The following is a 16,286-nucleotide window of genomic DNA, read 5'->3' as shown; positions in this document are numbered from 1 at the left end:
TCCGCGTGAAAGCGAGCCCTAGTATATAGAGAGGGGCAGCGGCACAATAGGTGGCTTATGACCGACCGTGGTGCTCGGGAACTTTCTTAGTCATTAAGGTTCCATAGAGGGTCGCCCATATAAGGGAGAGCGCTTGCGCGTGCCTGCATCTGAAGTTAATGGAGGGTGTGGGAAATGAGCGGCGATAAGATTATTTGCGCGAGCGGAAAGGTTCCGCTGGCGCCATTCCTGGCAGAGAAAAGCAATCTCTGCGGGAAGCTTGCTTGGAGGGGAGAACTTTTGCGTAAGACCCGAGTCTATCTTGGCAAGCTGATTCGCTTACGGGCGCAAGCCTCCTCCAAGCCTCATGAGGAGAGTGCATGCTAACCCAGGAAGATGATCAGCAACTGGTCGAGCGAGTGCAGCGTGGTGACAAGCGTGCCTTCGATCTGTTGGTGCTGAAGTATCAGCACAAGATCCTCGGTTTGATCGTGCGATTCGTGCACGACACCCACGAGGCTCAGGATGTCGCTCAGGAGGCGTTCGTAAAAGCCTACCGAGCGCTTGGAAACTTTCGCGGGGACAGCGCGTTCTATACATGGCTGTACCGCATCGCCATCAATACGGCGAAGAATTATCTGGTGTCACGCGGTCGGCGGCCGCCGGATAGTGATGTCAGTAGCGATGACGCGGAGTTCTACGATGGCGATCACGGCCTCAAGGACATCGAGTCACCGGAGCGGGCATTGCTGCGCGACGAGATCGAAGCCACCGTGCATCGAACCATCGCCCAGTTGCCAGATGACCTGCGCACGGCTCTGACCTTGCGTGAGTTTGAAGGTCTGAGTTACGAGGACATTGCCGGTGTCATGCAGTGCCCGGTAGGAACAGTGCGTTCACGGATCTTCCGTGCACGTGAGGCAATTGATAAGTCCCTGCAGCCTCTGCTGCAGGAAACCTAAGGCAGCGGCGACAGCCAAGAGAGGAACACCATGAGTCGTGAAACCCTGCAGGAATCGCTGTCCGCGGTGATGGATAACGAAGCGGACGAACTGGAACTGCGGCGCGTGCTCGCAGCCAGCGATAATGGCGAGTTGCGTGGTACCTGGTCGCGTTACCAGGTCGCCCGTGCAGCCATGCATCGTGAGCTATTGGTGCCGCAACTGGACATCGCATCCGCCGTGTCTGCGGCGCTGGCCGACGAAGCCGTTCCAACACGCAAAGCACCCATCTGGCGTAGCGTAGGGCGTGTAGCCGTAGCAGCGTCGGTGACTGTTGCAGTGCTGGCTGGTGTGCGCTTCTACAACCAGGATGACCTGAGCGGTGCCCAACTGGCCCAGCAGGAAGCCTCTCCGGTACTTTCGGTACCTCAGGTGCAAGGTCCTGCACTGCTCGCTGGTTACAACAGCAGCGAGGAAGTCGGCGAACCCGCTGAAGCTGGCACTGCCAGCTGGCATGAGCAGCGCCTGCCGAACTACCTGCGTCAACATGCGCAGGAAGCCGTGATGGGTACCGGTGAAACCGCTCTGCCTTATGCTCGGGCTGCAAGTCTGGAAAACCGCTAAGCGCTAAGGAGTCACATGCGCGCGATTCCCCTCTACCTTCTCGGTGGTCTGCTGGCTCTGCCGGTTCAGGCCTCCGAGGTGCAGGACTTGCTCGGGCGCCTCGCTGCGGCAGAGCGCCAGCAAAGCTTCCAGGGTACGTTCATCTATGAGCGCAATGGGAGTTTTTCCACCCATGCCGTGTGGCATCAAGTAGAAGAGGGGGGCGAAGTTCGTGAGCGCCTTCTGCAGCTCGATGGTCCTGCCCAGGAAGTATTCAAGGTCGATGGTCAGGCTCAGTGCGTCAGTGGCGCGTTGGCCGATCAGGTCAGTGAGGGGCAAGCCTGGCCTGCCCGTCAGCTGGATGCCGAGCAACTGAGCAACTGGTACGACATTCGTGTCGCCGGTCAGTCGCGCATCGCCAATCGTCCTGCCGACGTTCTGGTGTTGGCGCCCAAGGATCAGCATCGTTACGGCTTCGAGTTGCACCTGGATCGAGAAACCGGCCTGCCGTTGAAGTCCCTGCTCTTGAACGAGCGCGGTCAGCTTCTGGAGCGATTCCAATTCGCCCAGCTAGATACCTCCGCCCCCGTAGCGAGCGCCATGCAACCGAGTTCGGGATGTCGTCCGGTACGTTTGCGTGCTGCCGACAGCATGGCCGAAGGCAGCTGGCGTTCGGACTGGTTGCCTCCAGGCTTTACCTTGACTGCCGCGCAGCTGCGTCGTGATCCTTCTTCTGATAACTCTGTCGCCTACATGATGTACGGCGATGGTCTGGCACGATTCTCGGTTTTCCTTGAGCCCTTGAAAGGCAGCGTTGTTGATGATGCGCGCAGCCAGCTGGGGCCGACCGTTGCCGTTTCGCGGCGCATGAGCACCGATGCAGGTGACGTGATGGTTACCGTGGTCGGTGAGATTCCTTTGGGTACTGCCGAGCGTATCGCCCTGTCCATGCGTGCCGGAGTTCCTGAACAGGCTAGCCAATGATCGAAGAGCAGGGGCGTGTAGTGGCGCTCGAGCCCGGCGCTGTCTGGGTCGAGACGCTACGCAAGAGCACCTGCTCGAGTTGTTCGGCCAATGCGGCGTGCGGTCAGGGGTTGATGGATCGTCTCGGCGTAGGTCGGCAGCGCGGTTACGTGCGCGCCCTCAGTCAAAAGCCGCTGGCCGTCGGCGACACCGTGATCATCGGTGTGCGCGAAGATCTGCTGGTGCGCAGTTCTGTTCTGGTTTATCTGCTTCCACTTCTGGGGCTGTTCGCCGCTGCGCTGCTGGCGGACGGTCTGGGTCTATCCGAGCCTCTGGTGATTCTCGCTGGCCTGAGTGGTCTGCTTGCCAGTTGGCTATTGGTTCGATGGCGCGCTGCTCGCGTTGCCGAGAACCCCTTATTACAGCCCGTTGTCCTACGTGCGCTGCTGGTGTCTGTGCCAGCGGCGGGTTGAGAGTGTCCGAGTTTTACATGGGGAGTCGTAGTTCGATGAGAAAACTCAAGTCCATTGCGCCGCTGCTGGCGGTTGCCTTGCTCTGGGGGCAAAGTCTGTTCGCTCAGGCCAGCCTGCCAGACTTCACCAATCTGGTAGAGGAAGCTTCGCCCGCGGTCGTCAATATCAGTACCCGCCAGAAGATGCCCGAGCGCGCCGTTGCCGGGCAGCCAGGGATGCCTGATCTGGAAGGTCTGCCGCCGATGTTCCGCGAGTTCTTCGAGCGCAGCATCCCGCAGGCTCCGCGCAACCCGGGCGGCCGCCAGCGCGAGGCGCAGTCGCTGGGCTCTGGTTTCATCATCTCGCCGGATGGCTACATCATGACTAACAATCATGTGGTCGCCGATGCTGACGAGATCATCGTGCGTCTCTCCGATCGCAGCGAGCTGGAAGCCAAGTTGATTGGCGCCGATCCGCGCAGCGATGTCGCGCTGCTCAAGGTCGAGGGCAAGGATTTGCCTGTGGTACGTCTGGGCAAGTCTGACGAGCTGAAGGTCGGCGAGTGGGTGCTGGCCATCGGTTCACCGTTCGGCTTCGACCACTCGGTGACCGCCGGGATCGTCAGCGCCAAGGGGCGCAACCTGCCGAGCGACAGCTACGTGCCGTTCATCCAGACCGACGTGGCGATCAACCCGGGTAACTCCGGCGGTCCGCTGTTCAATCTGCAAGGTGAAGTAGTGGGTATCAACTCGCAGATCTTCACCCGTTCCGGCGGTTTCATGGGGCTGTCCTTCGCCATCCCGATGGAAGTGGCCATGCAGGTCGCCGACCAGCTCAAGGCCGACGGCAAGGTCACTCGCGGCTGGCTCGGTGTGGTGATTCAGGAAGTGAACAAGGATCTGGCCGAATCCTTCGGTCTGGACAAGCCCGCTGGCGCGCTGGTCGCGCAGGTGCTGGAAGACGGCCCGGCGGACAAGGGCGGCCTGCAGGTGGGTGACGTGATCCTCAACCTCAACGGCAAGCCGATCATCATGTCGGCCGACCTGCCGCACCTGGTTGGCGGGCTGAAACCGGGCGAGAAGGCCGAGCTGGATGTGGTGCGCGATGGCTCGCGCAAGAAACTCAGCGTCACGATTGGCACGCTGCCGGAAGAAGGTCAGGAACTGGCGTCGTCCGGTTCGGAGCAGGGTGGCGAGCGTAGCAATAACCGCCTGGGCGTCACGGTGGTGGAGCTGACCGCCGAACAAAAGAAAGGTCTCGACCTCAAAGGCGGGGTTGTCGTGAAGGAAGTGCTCAACGGCCCGGCAGCGATGATTGGCCTGCGTCCGGGCGACGTGATCACTCACCTGAACAATCAGGCCATCGATTCAACCAGCACCTTCACCCAAGTGGCGCAGGAACTGCCGAAGAATCGTTCGGTGTCCATGCGAGTGCTGCGTCAGGGGCGTGCCAGCTTCATCACGTTCAAGCTGGCTGAATAAGCCGGGTACGTTGAAAAGGGCGCTTTCGGGCGCCCTTTTTCGTATCTGCACCAGCGCTGTGCAGACGTGACGCGGTCGCGAGGGATCGGGTACAATCCGCGGCTATTTTCGGCAAGCGTCTTGCCTGTGCCTTCTTTGAGTGTTGATCTGTGAGTGACCTGAGTCATATCCGCAATTTTTCCATCATTGCCCACATTGACCACGGCAAGTCCACCTTGGCTGACCGTTTCATCCAGATGTGCGGCGGTCTCACCGCGCGTGAAATGGAGGCTCAGGTTCTGGACTCCATGGATCTGGAGCGTGAGCGCGGCATCACCATCAAGGCCCACAGCGTCACTCTTCACTACAAGGCCAATGACGGCAAGACCTACCAACTGAACTTCATCGATACGCCCGGCCACGTCGACTTCACTTACGAAGTCTCGCGCTCTCTGGCTGCGTGCGAGGGCGCGCTGCTGGTGGTGGATGCCGGTCAGGGTGTCGAGGCGCAGTCGGTTGCCAACTGCTACACCGCCATCGAGCAGGGGCTGGAAGTAATGCCCGTGCTGAACAAGATGGACCTGCCGCAGGCCGACCCGGACCGCGTCAAGGACGAGATCGAGAAGATCATCGGCATCGACGCCACCGACGCCGTGGCCTGCAGCGCCAAGAGCGGCATGGGCGTGGACGAGGTGCTCGAGCGCCTGGTGCACACGATTCCTGCCCCGACAGGTGATATTGACGCGCCGTTGCAGGCGCTGATCATCGACTCCTGGTTCGACAACTACCTGGGCGTGGTCTCGCTGGTGCGTGTGCGCCATGGCCGCGTGAAGAAGGGCGACAAGATTCTGGTCAAGTCCACCGGCAAGGTACACCTGGTCGACAGCGTTGGTGTCTTCACCCCGAAACACACCGCCACTGCGGATCTGAAAGCCGGTGAAGTGGGCTTCATCATTGCCAGCATCAAGGATATTCACGGTGCGCCGGTGGGTGACACCCTGACCCTCTCTTCGACCCCAGAGGTCGAAGTGCTGCCCGGCTTCAAGAAAATCCAGCCGCAGGTCTACGCCGGCTTGTTCCCGGTCAGCTCCGATGACTTCGAGGATTTCCGCGACGCTCTGCAGAAGCTGACGCTGAACGACTCTTCGCTGCAATACATGCCGGAAAGCTCCGATGCCCTGGGCTTCGGTTTCCGTTGCGGCTTCCTCGGCATGCTGCACATGGAGATCATCCAGGAGCGCCTGGAGCGCGAGTACGACCTCGATCTGATCACCACCGCGCCGAGCGTGATCTACGAGCTGGAGCTCAAGACCGGTGAAACCATTGTCGTCGACAACCCCTCCAAGCTACCGGACGTTTCTTCGGTCACCGATTTCCGCGAGCCGATCGTCGACGCGACCATCCTGGTGCCGCAGGAGCACCTGGGTAACGTCATTACTCTGTGCATCGAGAAGCGTGGCGTGCAGCGCGACATGCAATTTCTCGGCTCGCAGGTTCAGGTTCGCTACGACATGCCGATGAACGAAGTGGTACTGGACTTCTTCGACAAGCTCAAGTCCACCAGCCGCGGTTATGCGTCGCTGGATTATCATTTCGATCGCTACCAGTCTGCCAACCTGGTCAAGCTGGATGTACTGATCAACGGCGACAAGGTCGATGCCCTGGCATTGATCGTGCACCGTGATAACGCGGCCTATAAAGGCCGTGCGTTGACCGAGAAGATGAAGGAACTGATTCCTCGGCAGATGTTCGATGTGGCGATTCAGGCAGCCATTGGCGGCCAGATCATCGCGCGGACCACTGTCAAGGCGCTCAGAAAGAACGTACTGGCCAAGTGTTACGGTGGCGACGTGAGCCGTAAGAAGAAGCTGCTCGAGAAGCAGAAGGCCGGTAAGAAACGCATGAAGCAGGTCGGTAACGTGGAGATTCCACAAGAAGCCTTCCTCGCCGTGCTCAGGTTGGATAGCTAAGGCTCTATGTCGATCAATTTCCCGCTCCTGTTGGTTATCGCGGTCGCCGTTTGCGGCTTTCTGGCCCTGGTCGATCTGATCCTGCTGGCTCCGCGCCGCCGTGCGGCAATTGCGGCGTACCAGGGGCGGGTCGACGATCCCGACGACAGGGTGCTGGAGCGCCTGAGCAAGGAGCCCTTGCTGGTCGAGTACGGCAAATCCTTCTTTCCGGTGCTGGCTATCGTGCTGGTACTGCGCTCGTTTCTGGTCGAGCCGTTCCAGATTCCATCCGGGTCGATGAAGCCGACCCTGGAAGTGGGCGATTTCATCCTGGTCAACAAGTTCGCTTACGGCATCCGCCTGCCGGTGATCGACGAGAAGATCATCGAGGTGGATAACCCGCAGCGCGGCGATGTGATGGTGTTCCGCTACCCCAGCGACCCGAGCATCAACTACATCAAGCGCGTGGTCGGTCTGCCGGGTGATCGTATCGAGTACACTCAGGGCAAGCGCCTGCTGATCAATGGTGAGCCGGTGGCCGAGAAACTGATCGGCGAAGAGGCCGGTAGCCTGGGCAGTGCGACGCTCTATCAGGAGCGCCTCGGCCAGGTCGAGCACACCATCCGCAAGGAAATGACCCGCATGCGCCGCGAACCCGGCGGTCAATGGGTGGTGCCGGAAGGGCACTACTTCATGATGGGCGACAACCGTGACAACTCCAACGACAGCCGTTACTGGCGTGATCGTCATATCCCTCAGGAGCTGTGGGGCATGGTCCCGGACGACCATATCGTCGGCAAGGCCTTCGCCATCTGGATGAGCTGGCCGGAGCCCAAGACCGGCAATCTGCCCAATTTCTCTCGAGTCGGCCTGATTCATTGAGCACTGGCGCGCTGTTCAATGCAGCGCCACAGGCTATAAATAGTCTAGCCGTCAGGCTTTCCAACAAGACCGTCTATTGGGGATACACATGACTTTCGCGCGCTCGCAGCAGGGGCTTTCCATTCTGGGTTGGTTGGTGGCTCTGGCCGTGGTGGCATTTTTCGCCAGCACTGCCTTCAAGGTGATGCCGCACTATCTCGACTACATGTCGCTGGAGAAGATCATCACTTCGGTGGAAACCGACAAGGCGTCGGATGTACGCACCGTCGGTGAGTTTTACAACCATGTGAGCAAAGGCATGCAGGTCAACAACATTCGTGACCTGAACATGCGCGACGCTCTGCAGGTGAAGGTGGAGAACAACGAGTTTCTGGTTCACCTCAAGTATGAAAAACGCGAGCCGCTGATCGAGAACCTCGATCTGGTGGTGAATTTCGACAAAGAATTTCGTGTACGGATGCCGTGACTCCCAATCTGTCCCGCCTCGAGCGCAAGCTCGGCTATAGCTTCAAGGACCAGGACCTGATGGTCCTGGCTCTGACCCATCGCAGTTTCGCCGGCCGCAATAATGAGCGGCTGGAATTTCTCGGTGATGCCATCCTCAATTTCGTCGCTGGTGAAGCGCTGTTCGAGCGCTTCCCACAGGCCCGCGAAGGCCAGCTGTCGCGCCTGCGCGCACGCCTGGTCAAGGGCGAGACGCTGGCCGTGCTGGCGCGCGGTTTCGAGCTGGGCGAATACCTGCGCCTGGGCTCTGGTGAGCTGAAAAGCGGCGGCTTTCGACGCGAGTCGATCCTGGCCGATGCTCTGGAGGCGCTGATCGGCGCCATCTATCTGGACACCGGCATGGATGCAGCGCGCGAGCGCGTGCTGGACTGGCTGACCGGCGAGCTGGACGGCCTGACCCTGGTCGACACCAACAAGGACCCGAAAACGCGCCTGCAGGAGTTCCTGCAATCGCGTGCCTGCGAGCTGCCTCGTTACGAGGTGGTGGACGTACAGGGCGAGCCGCACTGCCGTACCTTCATGGTCGAGTGCCAGGTTTCCCTGCTCAATGAAAAGACCCTGGGCCAGGGCGGCAGCCGGCGTATCGCCGAGCAGGTCGCTGCGGCTGCGGCGCTGATCGCCCTCGGGGTGGAGAATGGCAATGACTGATGCACCTGTGACCCGTTGCGGCTACGTCGCCATCGTCGGCCGGCCCAACGTGGGCAAGTCGACGCTGCTCAACCACATCCTCGGGCAGAAGTTGGCGATCACTTCGCGCAAACCGCAGACCACCCGCCACAACATGCTCGGTATCAAGACCGAGGGCGAGATTCAGGCCGTCTACGTCGACACGCCTGGCCTGCACAAGCAGAACGACAAGGCGCTCAACCGCTACATGAACCGTAGCGCCTCCACCGCACTGAAGGACGTTGACGTCGTGGTGTTCGTGGTCGACCGCATGCGCTGGACCGACGAAGATCAACTGGTGCTGGAGAAGGTGCAGCACGTCAAATGTCCTATCCTGCTGGCGGTGAACAAATCCGACCGCCTGGAAGACAAGAGCGAGCTGTTGCCGCACCTGGGCTGGCTGGCCGAGCAATTGCCGCAAGCCGAGATCGTGCCGATCTCCGCGCTGCAGGGGCAGAACCTCGACACCCTCGAGAAGCTGGTGGGCGAGCGCCTGCCGGAGTCCGAGCATTTCTACCCGGAAGACCAGATCACCGACCGTTCCAGCCGCTTCCTGGCGGCCGAGCTGATCCGCGAGAAGATCATGCGCCAGCTCGGTGCCGAGCTGCCGTACCAGATCACCGTGGAGATCGAGGAGTTCAAGCAGGAGGGCCGTATCCTGCATATCCACGGTCTGATCCTGGTGGAGCGCGACGGACAGAAGAAGATCATCATCGGCGACAAGGGCGAGCGCATCAAACGCATCGGCCAGGAAGCGCGCAAGGACATGGAAACCATGTTCGACTCCAAGGTGATGCTCAACCTCTGGGTAAAGGTCAAAGGTGGCTGGTCCGACGACGAACGCGCCCTGCGTTCGCTGGGTTACCTGGATTGATCGAGGCGCCATGCGCATCCTCGTTGTTGCTCATGGCGCATTCTGGCGGTTACTCATATGACTTCTGCCGCCTACGTTCTGCATAGCCGTCCGTACAAGGAAAGCAGCGCCCTGGTGGACTTCTTCACCGCCCAGGGCCGCGTGCGTGCCGTGCTACGCGCCGCACGCGGCAAGGTCGGCAGCATCGCCCGGCCTTTTGCGCCGTTGGAGCTGGAGCTGCGGGGGCGGGGCGAGCTGAAGACCGTCGGCCGCCTGGAAAGCGCCGGCATTCCTCTGTTGCTGACCGGCGAGGCGCTGTTCTCTGGGCTTTATCTCAATGAGCTACTGATCCGTCTGCTGCCGGCCGAAGACCCGCATCCTGTGATGCTCGAACACTATGGCCTGACCCTGCAGGCGCTAGCGGCCGGTCGGCCGCTGGAGCCACTACTGCGCGCATTCGAATGGCGCCTGTTGGACGAGCTGGGCTATGGTTTCGCCCTGGATCGTGATCAGCACGACCAACCCATCGATCCGACTGCACTTTACCGTTGGCAGCAGGACATAGGCCTGGTGCCGGTGGTACAACTGCAACCCGGTGTATTCCAGGGCCGCGAACTGTTGGCCATGGCTGAAGCCGACTGGCAGACCCCAGGCGCGCTGGCTGCCGCCAAGCGCCTGATGCGTCAGGCGCTGGCACCTCATCTCGGCGGCAGGCCCCTGGTCAGCCGCGAACTTTTCATGACGCTCAAGGAGTCCAAGCGTGACTGAGGCCAATCGTATTCTGCTCGGCGTGAACATCGACCACGTCGCCACCCTGCGCCAGGCTCGTGGCACGCGCTACCCGGACCCGGTCAAGGCTGCGTTGGACGCCGAAGAAGCCGGTGCCGACGGCATTACCGTGCACCTGCGTGAAGACCGTCGGCACATTCAGGATCGCGACGTACGTGTGCTGGCCGATGTGCTGCAGACGCGGATGAACTTCGAAATGGGCGTCACCGATTTCATGCTCGGTTTCGCCGAGCAGATCCGTCCGGCGCATGTCTGCCTGGTACCGGAAACCCGCCAGGAGCTGACCACCGAAGGCGGTCTCGATGTGGCCGGGCAGGAGGCGCGTATCGCAGCGGCGGTGGAGCGGCTGACGCTGGCCGGTTGCGAGGTGTCGCTGTTCATCGATGCCGAAGAGCGGCAGATCGAAGCGGCCATGCGCGTCGGTGCGCCGGCCATCGAACTGCACACCGGTCGCTATGCTGATGCGCACACCGCGGAAGAAGCCGCGCATGAGCTTTCACGCATTCGCGATGGCGTTATCTGCGGCCTGAACCACGGGCTGATCGTCAACGCCGGTCACGGCTTGCACTACCACAATGCCGAGGCTGTCGCCGCGATTCCTGGCATCAACGAACTGAACATCGGCCACGCTATCGTCGCCCATGCGTTGTTCGTTGGTTTCAAGCAGGCTGTCGCTGAGATGAAGGCGCTGATCGTCGCCGCGGCCGATCGCGGCTGAACGTAGTCGAGTGCTGGGGAGTTGGGCGTTCAACTGCCGTTCGGGTGGCTGATCGTAGGGTGCGCTGTGCGCACCGGCAGGCGCCGCGGTGCGCACGGCGCACCCTACACAGCTCTGTGCGATCGTCTGAATCTCTAAGTAAGCGCGCCCCATTCAGCCCTGTGCGAAAGCCTGAACCATCTGCCTGGCGAGCGCATCGACGGCGTCAGTGCGTTGATGGCCGAGAATCAGTTTGATGTGGTACTCGCCGAGGGCAGGCAAGCCCTGTTCCGCACCGAGCCGGCGCAGGGGTGGTCTGACCAGACTGCGCGGGAAGGGCGCGATGGCGAGGTCGGCGGTCATTGCTGCTTCCTGGCCTGCGCACTGTTCACAGGAATAGGCGATACGGTACGCCAGCCCTTGCCGGTCCAGCGCATCGAGGGCGTTACGGCGCCAAGCGCAGCCCGGGTTGGCCAGCGCCAGTGGCAGGGGCGAGCGCTGCATGGCCAGGCCGCCGTCGCGTCCAGCCCAGACCAGTTCTTCGGAATAGATTACTTCGCCGCGCGAATCATCCAGGCCGTCATTGCCCGCGTTGATCAGGGTCAGGTCCAACTCGCCGGCATCCAGCTTGGCCACCAGATCCACACTGCGCCCCACGTTTACCTCGACTTCCACGGCCGGATGGCTGCGGGCGAACAGCATGAGCACACTGGGTAACACGCGATCACCGATATCGTTCGGCGTGCCGAAGCGCACGCGGCCGGTCAGCGTCGGGGTGAGAAAGCGTGCCACCGCTTCTTCGTTGAGTTTGAGCAGACGCCTGGCGTAGCCCAGCAGCAACTCGCCCTCGGCAGTCAGTTGCACGCGCCTGGCCTCGCGAGTGAACAGGCGCTGGCCGAGCGTTTCCTCCAGGCGCTTGATCTGCAGGCTGACGGCTGCCGTGCTGCGAAACACCTGCGCTGCCGTGCGGGTAAAGCTCCCGCTGTCGGCGATGGCGACGAAGGTGCGCAGCACATCGCTTTCCAGAAGCGGCAGGGCGGTGGTTGCTGTCATGTTCATGATCGTTAAATATTACTTAATTTGGTGTTTGATATTTGTCGTTTGTTTGAACGATAGGCGCGTTTCATTCTGATCGCAAGCCCGGCACAGGCCGGCAGCGAAACGGAGGAAAAGCCATGAACAGTTCGAGCAAGTACGACAAGTCGCATCCGGCCGTGCCCGAGTTCTACATGCCGGCCATGTGGCCGCTGGATCTGCAGAACGCCATCGTCGACTGGGTTGGCGCCTGGTTCTGGCGCCGCCGCATGCGTCGTCTGCTGGCGCAGGACATCGAGGGAAGGATCCGCCTGGGCGGTGCCCGTGGTGTGGTAGAGCAGGGCGCCGGTGAACCGCTGCGGCTGATCGCACAGCGGCGGGCGCGTTGGCTACGGCCGTAGGGCGGATGCAACCCGCCAATTGCAGTCTGGCGGGTTGCACCCGCCCGACGAGACCCGCTGTACCTAGGGCTTGCGCGCGACCAGTACGGCGCGGGTCGGTGCCGGCAGGCCTTCGACGGTGCGGCTGTGGTCGGCCGGGTCGAGGAACTCCGGCAGCGACTGGAAGCGCATCCATTCGGTGGCACGTTGTTCTTCCACCGAGGTGGTGCTGACGTCGACGCAGCGTACGTCCTCGAAACCGGCACGGCGCAGCCAGCGCTCCAGTGCCGGCACCGAGGGCAGGAACCAGACGTTGCGCATCTGTGCGTAGCGGTCTTCCGGCACCAGCACCTGCTCGCTGTCGCCCTCGACCACCAAGGTTTCCAGCACCAGTTCGCCGCCCTTGACCAAGGCATCCTTCAGATCGAGCAGGTGGTCGATGGGCGAGCGGCGGTGGTAAAGCACACCCATGGAGAACACGGTGTCGAAGCCTTGCAGCTTGGCTGGCAGCTCCTCGAAGGCCAGCGGCAGGTGCCATATAGGCTGATCCGGCAGGTAGCGCTTCATCGCCAGGAACTGGCAGAGGAACAGCCAGTTGGGGTCGATGCCGACCACGCTGTCTGCGCCCGCACCGAGCATGCGCCACATGTAGTAGCCGTTGCCGCAACCGACATCGAGGATGCGTTTGCCGACCAGGTCCAGGTGCGGCGCGACGCGCTGCCATTTCCAGTCCGAGCGCCATTCGGTGTCGATATGCACACCGAACAATTCGAATGGCCCCTTGCGCCAGGGAATCAAGCCCTGCAGGGCCGCTTTCAATTGTGCGCGGGTCTCCTCGTCGCAGGCGCCGCCAAAGGCGAAGCGTTGCACCAGCTCCACCTCGCTTACCGGTAGATCCGGCAGTGCCTGCACGGCGCCATACCAGCGCGGCAGGTCACCGTGACCGATGGCCAGTTTGGCATCGAGTTGCCCGGGCAGCTCACAAGCCCAGTCCAGCAGCGGGGTGCCGGCCAGTTGCGCCTGCAGCGCGTCGAGATCCAGGTCGCGCATCATGGCAGGGCCACCAGCGAGGCGAAGTTAAGGCACTGGAACCAGGGCACCACCTTGCTGAAACCGGCAGCCAACAGGCGCTCGCGGTGCTGCTGGAGGCTGTCGGGCAGCATCACCTTCTCGATGGCGCTGCGTTTCTGCGCAATCTCCAGTTCGCTGTAGCCGTTGGCGCGCTTGAAGGCGACATGCAGTTCGGTGAGTAGCTCATGCTCGGCGGCGTCTTCGAAGCGCAGTTTCTCCGAGAGGATCAGCGCGCCACCGGGCAGCAGGGCCTGGCGAATGCGTGTGAGCAGTTCCAGGCGCCGTTCCGGCGGGATGAATTGCAGGGTGAAGTTGAGCGTGACCAATGAGGTGGGTTGCAGATCGAGGGCGAGAATGTCGGCCTCGATCACATCTACCGGCAGCAGCTCCTGGAACATGGCGTCCTGGGCATGCAAGTACTCGCTGCAGCGCGCGACCATGGCCGGCGAGTTGTCCACGGCGATCACCTTGCAGCCATCGACGCGTACATGGCGGCGCAGGGCCTGGGTGACTGCACCGAGCGAGGCGCCGAGGTCATACAGAGTGGTCTGCGGCTGGGCGAACTGGCCGGCGAGCACACCGATGTTCTCGACGATAGTCGGGTAGCCGGGGACCGAACGCTTGATCATGTCGGGGAAGACCCGTACCACGTCCTCGTTGAAGACGAAGTCGGGCACCTCGGGCAGAGGCTGGGCGAATAGACGATCAGGTTCTTGGCTCACGGCGGTAGCAACGGGTAGCGGAAAAGGCCGGCATTTTAGGCTTTGTACGAAAAGTCGTCGAGCGATGGTCAGGCGAGGCAAAAACGGGTGAGGAAGCGGAGTTTACGAGTTGTAAATGAGCATAACTCGCTGCGCTCGCCCTCCGGGCCGCGCTGAAGCGCGTTAGCCGTAAGCGGCTTGCCGAACCAGTTTTTAACGAAGCATCACCGAGCGCAGGCACTTTTCGTACAAAGCCTAGCCAAGTGCGGGCAATAGTCAGGGCTTTCCCGACTGCCCGCACGAAGGTATCAGGCCTTGGTGCGTCGAAAGGCCGAGGCGGCGATGCCCCACTGGCCAAGCCAGTAGGTGAGGATGATGGCGTAGGGCGCCGCGTCAAAGCTGGTGACGAAGCGGTCGATGCCGATCAGGCTGTCGGACAGCACGAAGAGCGCCGCACCAACTGCGGCGAGCCAGGTGGAGCTCGGCTGTAGGTCCGGGTGGCCGATGCGGGCCAGGGCGCGCCAGAGCATCAGGCAAATCGCGGTGGCATAACAGGCCACCGGAATCAGCAGCTCGCCCAGGCCGCTGCTGGCCAGTATGGCGAACATCGCGCCACCGGCGATCAGCGCCAGCAGCAAGGCGGGTAGGGCCGGCAGCCGGCTATCGGAGACGTAGGCGCGCAGATAGGCCAGGTGGCCGATCAGGAAGGCGCCGAGGCCGAACACGAAGAGGTCGCCAGGCCAGTCCAGAAGGATGTCGCCGGCCAGGGAAAATACCAGGCCGATGCAGATCCAGCGGCGGTAGGTGCCAGCCGGTGCCTGGCGCAGCCAGAGCAGCAGGGCGATCACCGGGATGCCCTTGGTCAGCAGGCTGAGCTGCGCATCGCCGGTGATCCGGCCATAAAGAAATACCGCAGCACCCGCCAGGCCGAGCAGCAACCAACGCATAGCAAGACTCCCTTCGTTATTGGAATGGCGCGACTATGCCCAGCGGCCGTGCGGCTGCCAATGCGAGGGGTGCCAAATCGAGTGGCGGATCGTGCCGCCCCTCGACGTCACGAGCAGTATTGGGCAACGTAGGCATTCGTCGAGGAGAAGCGCATGTCGATATCGCCACCTGTCACCGATCTGATCGCGCGGCTGTACCGCGAGGAGTCGCGTCGGGTGCTCGCCACCCTGATTCGCCTGCTCGGCGATTTCGACCTGGCCGAAGAGGCGCTGCATGAGGCCTTTCGCAGTGCGGTCGAGCAGTGGCCGCAGAGTGGTGTTCCGGACAACCCGCGCGCCTGGCTGGTCTCTGCTGGGCGCTTCAAGGCCATCGACAACCTGCGTAGGCAGCGCCGCTTTCAGCCGCTGGACGAACAGGTCGAGTTGCCAGATGAGAGTGGCGCCGAGGAGGGCGAGCTACTCGAGGACGACCGCCTGCGCCTGATCTTCACCTGCTGCCACCCGGCGCTGGCCAGCGATGCCCAGGTGGCGTTGACCCTGCGCGAGGTGTGCGACCTGACCACCGAGGAGATCGCTCGCGCCTTCCTCTCCAGTCCTTCGACCCTGGCGCAGCGCATCGTCAGGGCCAAGGCGAAGATTCGTGACGCGCGCATCCCTTACGAGGTGCCGGGGCGTAGCGAACTGCCCGAGCGCCTGGAGGCGGTGTTGCGGGTGATCTATCTGGTGTTCAACGAAGGCTACTTTGCCAGCTCCGGCGATTCACTGACCCGCAGCCAGCTGTCTGACGAGGCGATTCGCCTGGGCCGTTTGCTGCAGGAGCTGCTGCCCGAGCCGGAGGTGCAGGGGCTGCTGGCGCTGATGCTGCTGCATGAATCGCGTCGCGCGGCACGCAGCGGGGTCGATGGCGAGGTGATCTTGCTGGAGGCGCAGGATCGCAGTGTGTGGGACCGCGAACTGATCGCCGAAGGCGAGGCCCTGGTCCTGCAGGCCCTGCATTCACGGCGTTTCGGCCCTTACAGCCTGCAGGCGGCGATTGCCGCAGTGCATGCCGAGGCGGCCAGTCTGGAAGACACCGATTGGGTGCAAATCGTCGGCCTGTACGACGAGCTGCTGCGCCTGAGTCCGTCGCCGGTGATCGAGCTCAACCGCGCCGTGGCGCTGGCCATGCGTGATGGGTTTGAGACCGGGCTGCAGCAGATCGACCGTCTGCTGGCCATGGGCGAGTTGGACGGTTACCACCTGGCCCATGCGGCGCGGGCCGATCTGCTGCGCAGGCTGGGCCGCCGCGAGCAGGCGATTGCAGCCTACCGTCAGGCCCTGGCGCTGGCGCAACAGGGCCCGGATCGACAGTTTCTGCAGAGGAGGCTGGAGGAGCTAGGCGATCCGTAGAGTGCGCTGTATGCACCGAGATTCT

Annotated in this window: 18 protein-coding genes; 14 read left to right on the top strand and 4 right to left on the bottom strand. The window is 62.2% G+C overall.

Features of this window, described 5'->3' with window-relative positions:
* The first annotated feature begins 359 nt into the window (after positions 1-359).
* The 12 genes from rpoE (at position 360) to pdxJ (ending at position 10,759) form a co-directional block, all read left to right on the top strand.
* On the top strand, positions 360-941 hold the full coding sequence (gene rpoE, locus RTH74_RS01355; RefSeq protein WP_017677768.1) for an RNA polymerase sigma factor RpoE: 582 nt from the start codon (positions 360-362) through the stop codon (positions 939-941).
* Between the two features lie 30 nt (positions 942-971).
* The gene (locus RTH74_RS01350) at positions 972-1,544 is read left to right on the top strand and encodes a sigma-E factor negative regulatory protein (RefSeq protein ID WP_106732941.1); all 573 of its coding nucleotides are present in this window, start codon (positions 972-974) and stop codon (positions 1,542-1,544) included.
* 15 nt (positions 1,545-1,559) lie between these two features.
* A complete protein-coding gene (locus RTH74_RS01345; protein WP_099522045.1) occupies positions 1,560-2,507 on the top strand; it encodes a MucB/RseB C-terminal domain-containing protein in 948 nt (315 codons plus the stop codon).
* Positions 2,504-2,959, top strand: a complete 456-nt coding sequence (locus RTH74_RS01340) for a SoxR reducing system RseC family protein (protein WP_316913513.1) — start codon at positions 2,504-2,506, stop codon at positions 2,957-2,959. Before RTH74_RS01345 ends, RTH74_RS01340 begins: the two co-directional genes overlap by 4 nt.
* A 35-nt stretch (positions 2,960-2,994) precedes the next feature.
* The gene (locus tag RTH74_RS01335) at positions 2,995-4,419 is read left to right on the top strand and encodes a DegQ family serine endoprotease (RefSeq protein WP_099522043.1); all 1,425 of its coding nucleotides are present in this window, start codon (positions 2,995-2,997) and stop codon (positions 4,417-4,419) included.
* Between the two features lie 149 nt (positions 4,420-4,568).
* Positions 4,569-6,368 (top strand): translation elongation factor 4, encoded by a 1,800-nt coding sequence (gene lepA / locus RTH74_RS01330; RefSeq protein WP_106732937.1) that lies wholly within the window; start codon positions 4,569-4,571, stop codon positions 6,366-6,368.
* Between the two features lie 6 nt (positions 6,369-6,374).
* The gene (lepB, locus tag RTH74_RS01325) at positions 6,375-7,229 is read left to right on the top strand and encodes a signal peptidase I (RefSeq protein WP_099522041.1); all 855 of its coding nucleotides are present in this window, start codon (positions 6,375-6,377) and stop codon (positions 7,227-7,229) included.
* An 88-nt stretch (positions 7,230-7,317) separates the two neighbouring features.
* Complete coding sequence (locus tag RTH74_RS01320; RefSeq protein ID WP_099522040.1) at positions 7,318-7,695, top strand: DUF4845 domain-containing protein; 378 nt, start codon at positions 7,318-7,320, stop codon at positions 7,693-7,695.
* Complete coding sequence (rnc, locus tag RTH74_RS01315) at positions 7,692-8,381, top strand: ribonuclease III (RefSeq protein ID WP_037000004.1); 690 nt, start codon at positions 7,692-7,694, stop codon at positions 8,379-8,381. The genes RTH74_RS01320 and rnc overlap by 4 nt, the downstream gene beginning before the upstream one ends.
* The gene (gene era, locus RTH74_RS01310) at positions 8,374-9,273 is read left to right on the top strand and encodes a GTPase Era (protein ID WP_125879399.1); all 900 of its coding nucleotides are present in this window, start codon (positions 8,374-8,376) and stop codon (positions 9,271-9,273) included. Before rnc ends, era begins: the two co-directional genes overlap by 8 nt.
* 57 nt (positions 9,274-9,330) lie before the next feature.
* Positions 9,331-10,020: a DNA repair protein RecO gene (gene recO / locus RTH74_RS01305; protein ID WP_316913512.1), complete on the top strand. Its 690-nt coding sequence runs from the start codon at positions 9,331-9,333 to the stop codon at positions 10,018-10,020.
* Complete coding sequence (gene pdxJ / locus RTH74_RS01300; RefSeq protein WP_013714669.1) at positions 10,013-10,759, top strand: pyridoxine 5'-phosphate synthase; 747 nt, start codon at positions 10,013-10,015, stop codon at positions 10,757-10,759. Before recO ends, pdxJ begins: the two co-directional genes overlap by 8 nt.
* Before the next feature lie 153 nt (positions 10,760-10,912).
* Here pdxJ and RTH74_RS01295 read toward each other — a convergent pair whose 3' ends face one another.
* A complete protein-coding gene (locus tag RTH74_RS01295; RefSeq protein WP_316913511.1) occupies positions 10,913-11,797 on the bottom strand; it encodes a LysR substrate-binding domain-containing protein in 885 nt (294 codons plus the stop codon).
* A 116-nt stretch (positions 11,798-11,913) separates the two neighbouring features.
* Between RTH74_RS01295 and RTH74_RS01290 the strand changes: the two genes are divergently transcribed.
* Entirely contained in the window at positions 11,914-12,174 is a 261-nt protein-coding gene (locus RTH74_RS01290; RefSeq protein ID WP_316913510.1) for a hypothetical protein, read from the top strand.
* A gap of 63 nt (positions 12,175-12,237) precedes the next feature.
* Here RTH74_RS01290 and cmoB read toward each other — a convergent pair whose 3' ends face one another.
* The 3 genes from cmoB to RTH74_RS01275 all read right to left on the bottom strand — a co-directional run bounded on the left by cmoB (position 12,238) and on the right by RTH74_RS01275 (position 14,872).
* Positions 12,238-13,206 carry a tRNA 5-methoxyuridine(34)/uridine 5-oxyacetic acid(34) synthase CmoB gene (gene cmoB / locus RTH74_RS01285; RefSeq protein WP_316913509.1) on the bottom strand — a complete coding sequence of 323 codons (969 nt, stop codon included), beginning with the start codon at positions 13,204-13,206 and terminating at the stop codon, positions 12,238-12,240.
* Positions 13,203-13,946 carry a carboxy-S-adenosyl-L-methionine synthase CmoA gene (gene cmoA / locus RTH74_RS01280; RefSeq protein WP_316913508.1) on the bottom strand — a complete coding sequence of 248 codons (744 nt, stop codon included), beginning with the start codon at positions 13,944-13,946 and terminating at the stop codon, positions 13,203-13,205. Before cmoA ends, cmoB begins: the two co-directional genes overlap by 4 nt.
* Positions 13,947-14,233: 287 nt before the next feature.
* Positions 14,234-14,872 (bottom strand): lysoplasmalogenase, encoded by a 639-nt coding sequence (locus RTH74_RS01275; RefSeq protein WP_316913507.1) that lies wholly within the window; start codon positions 14,870-14,872, stop codon positions 14,234-14,236.
* A gap of 153 nt (positions 14,873-15,025) precedes the next feature.
* Between RTH74_RS01275 and RTH74_RS01270 the strand changes: the two genes are divergently transcribed.
* Positions 15,026-16,261: an RNA polymerase sigma factor gene (locus tag RTH74_RS01270; RefSeq protein WP_316913506.1), complete on the top strand. Its 1,236-nt coding sequence runs from the start codon at positions 15,026-15,028 to the stop codon at positions 16,259-16,261.
* Positions 16,262-16,286: the final 25 nt, after the last annotated feature.

The organism is Pseudomonas sp. zfem001, assembly GCF_032621725.1.
Classification (GTDB): Bacteria; Pseudomonadota; Gammaproteobacteria; order Pseudomonadales; family Pseudomonadaceae; genus Aquipseudomonas; species Aquipseudomonas sediminis.
Note: the sequence above shows the minus strand (reverse complement) of the source record. Positions and strands in the feature narration are given on the sequence as shown.

Bases quoted from the DNA above. Each gene is read 5' to 3' on its own strand.
- rpoE (WP_017677768.1), top strand. From the start codon at position 360: ATGCTAACCCAGGAAGATGATCAGCAACTGGTCGAGCGAGTGCAGCGT.
- RTH74_RS01350 (WP_106732941.1), top strand. From the start codon at position 972: ATGAGTCGTGAAACCCTGCAGGAATCGCTGTCCGCGGTGATGGATAAC.
- RTH74_RS01345 (WP_099522045.1), top strand. From the start codon at position 1,560: ATGCGCGCGATTCCCCTCTACCTTCTCGGTGGTCTGCTGGCTCTGCCG.
- RTH74_RS01340 (WP_316913513.1), top strand. From the start codon at position 2,504: ATGATCGAAGAGCAGGGGCGTGTAGTGGCGCTCGAGCCCGGCGCTGTC.
- RTH74_RS01335 (WP_099522043.1), top strand. From the start codon at position 2,995: ATGAGAAAACTCAAGTCCATTGCGCCGCTGCTGGCGGTTGCCTTGCTC.
- lepB (WP_099522041.1), top strand. From the start codon at position 6,375: ATGTCGATCAATTTCCCGCTCCTGTTGGTTATCGCGGTCGCCGTTTGC.
- RTH74_RS01320 (WP_099522040.1), top strand. From the start codon at position 7,318: ATGACTTTCGCGCGCTCGCAGCAGGGGCTTTCCATTCTGGGTTGGTTG.
- era (WP_125879399.1), top strand. From the start codon at position 8,374: ATGACTGATGCACCTGTGACCCGTTGCGGCTACGTCGCCATCGTCGGC.
- recO (WP_316913512.1), top strand. From the start codon at position 9,331: ATGACTTCTGCCGCCTACGTTCTGCATAGCCGTCCGTACAAGGAAAGC.
- RTH74_RS01295 (WP_316913511.1), bottom strand. From the start codon at position 11,797: ATGAACATGACAGCAACCACCGCCCTGCCGCTTCTGGAAAGCGATGTG.
- RTH74_RS01290 (WP_316913510.1), top strand. From the start codon at position 11,914: ATGAACAGTTCGAGCAAGTACGACAAGTCGCATCCGGCCGTGCCCGAG.
- cmoB (WP_316913509.1), bottom strand. From the start codon at position 13,206: ATGATGCGCGACCTGGATCTCGACGCGCTGCAGGCGCAACTGGCCGGC.
- RTH74_RS01275 (WP_316913507.1), bottom strand. From the start codon at position 14,872: ATGCGTTGGTTGCTGCTCGGCCTGGCGGGTGCTGCGGTATTTCTTTAT.
- RTH74_RS01270 (WP_316913506.1), top strand. From the start codon at position 15,026: ATGTCGATATCGCCACCTGTCACCGATCTGATCGCGCGGCTGTACCGC.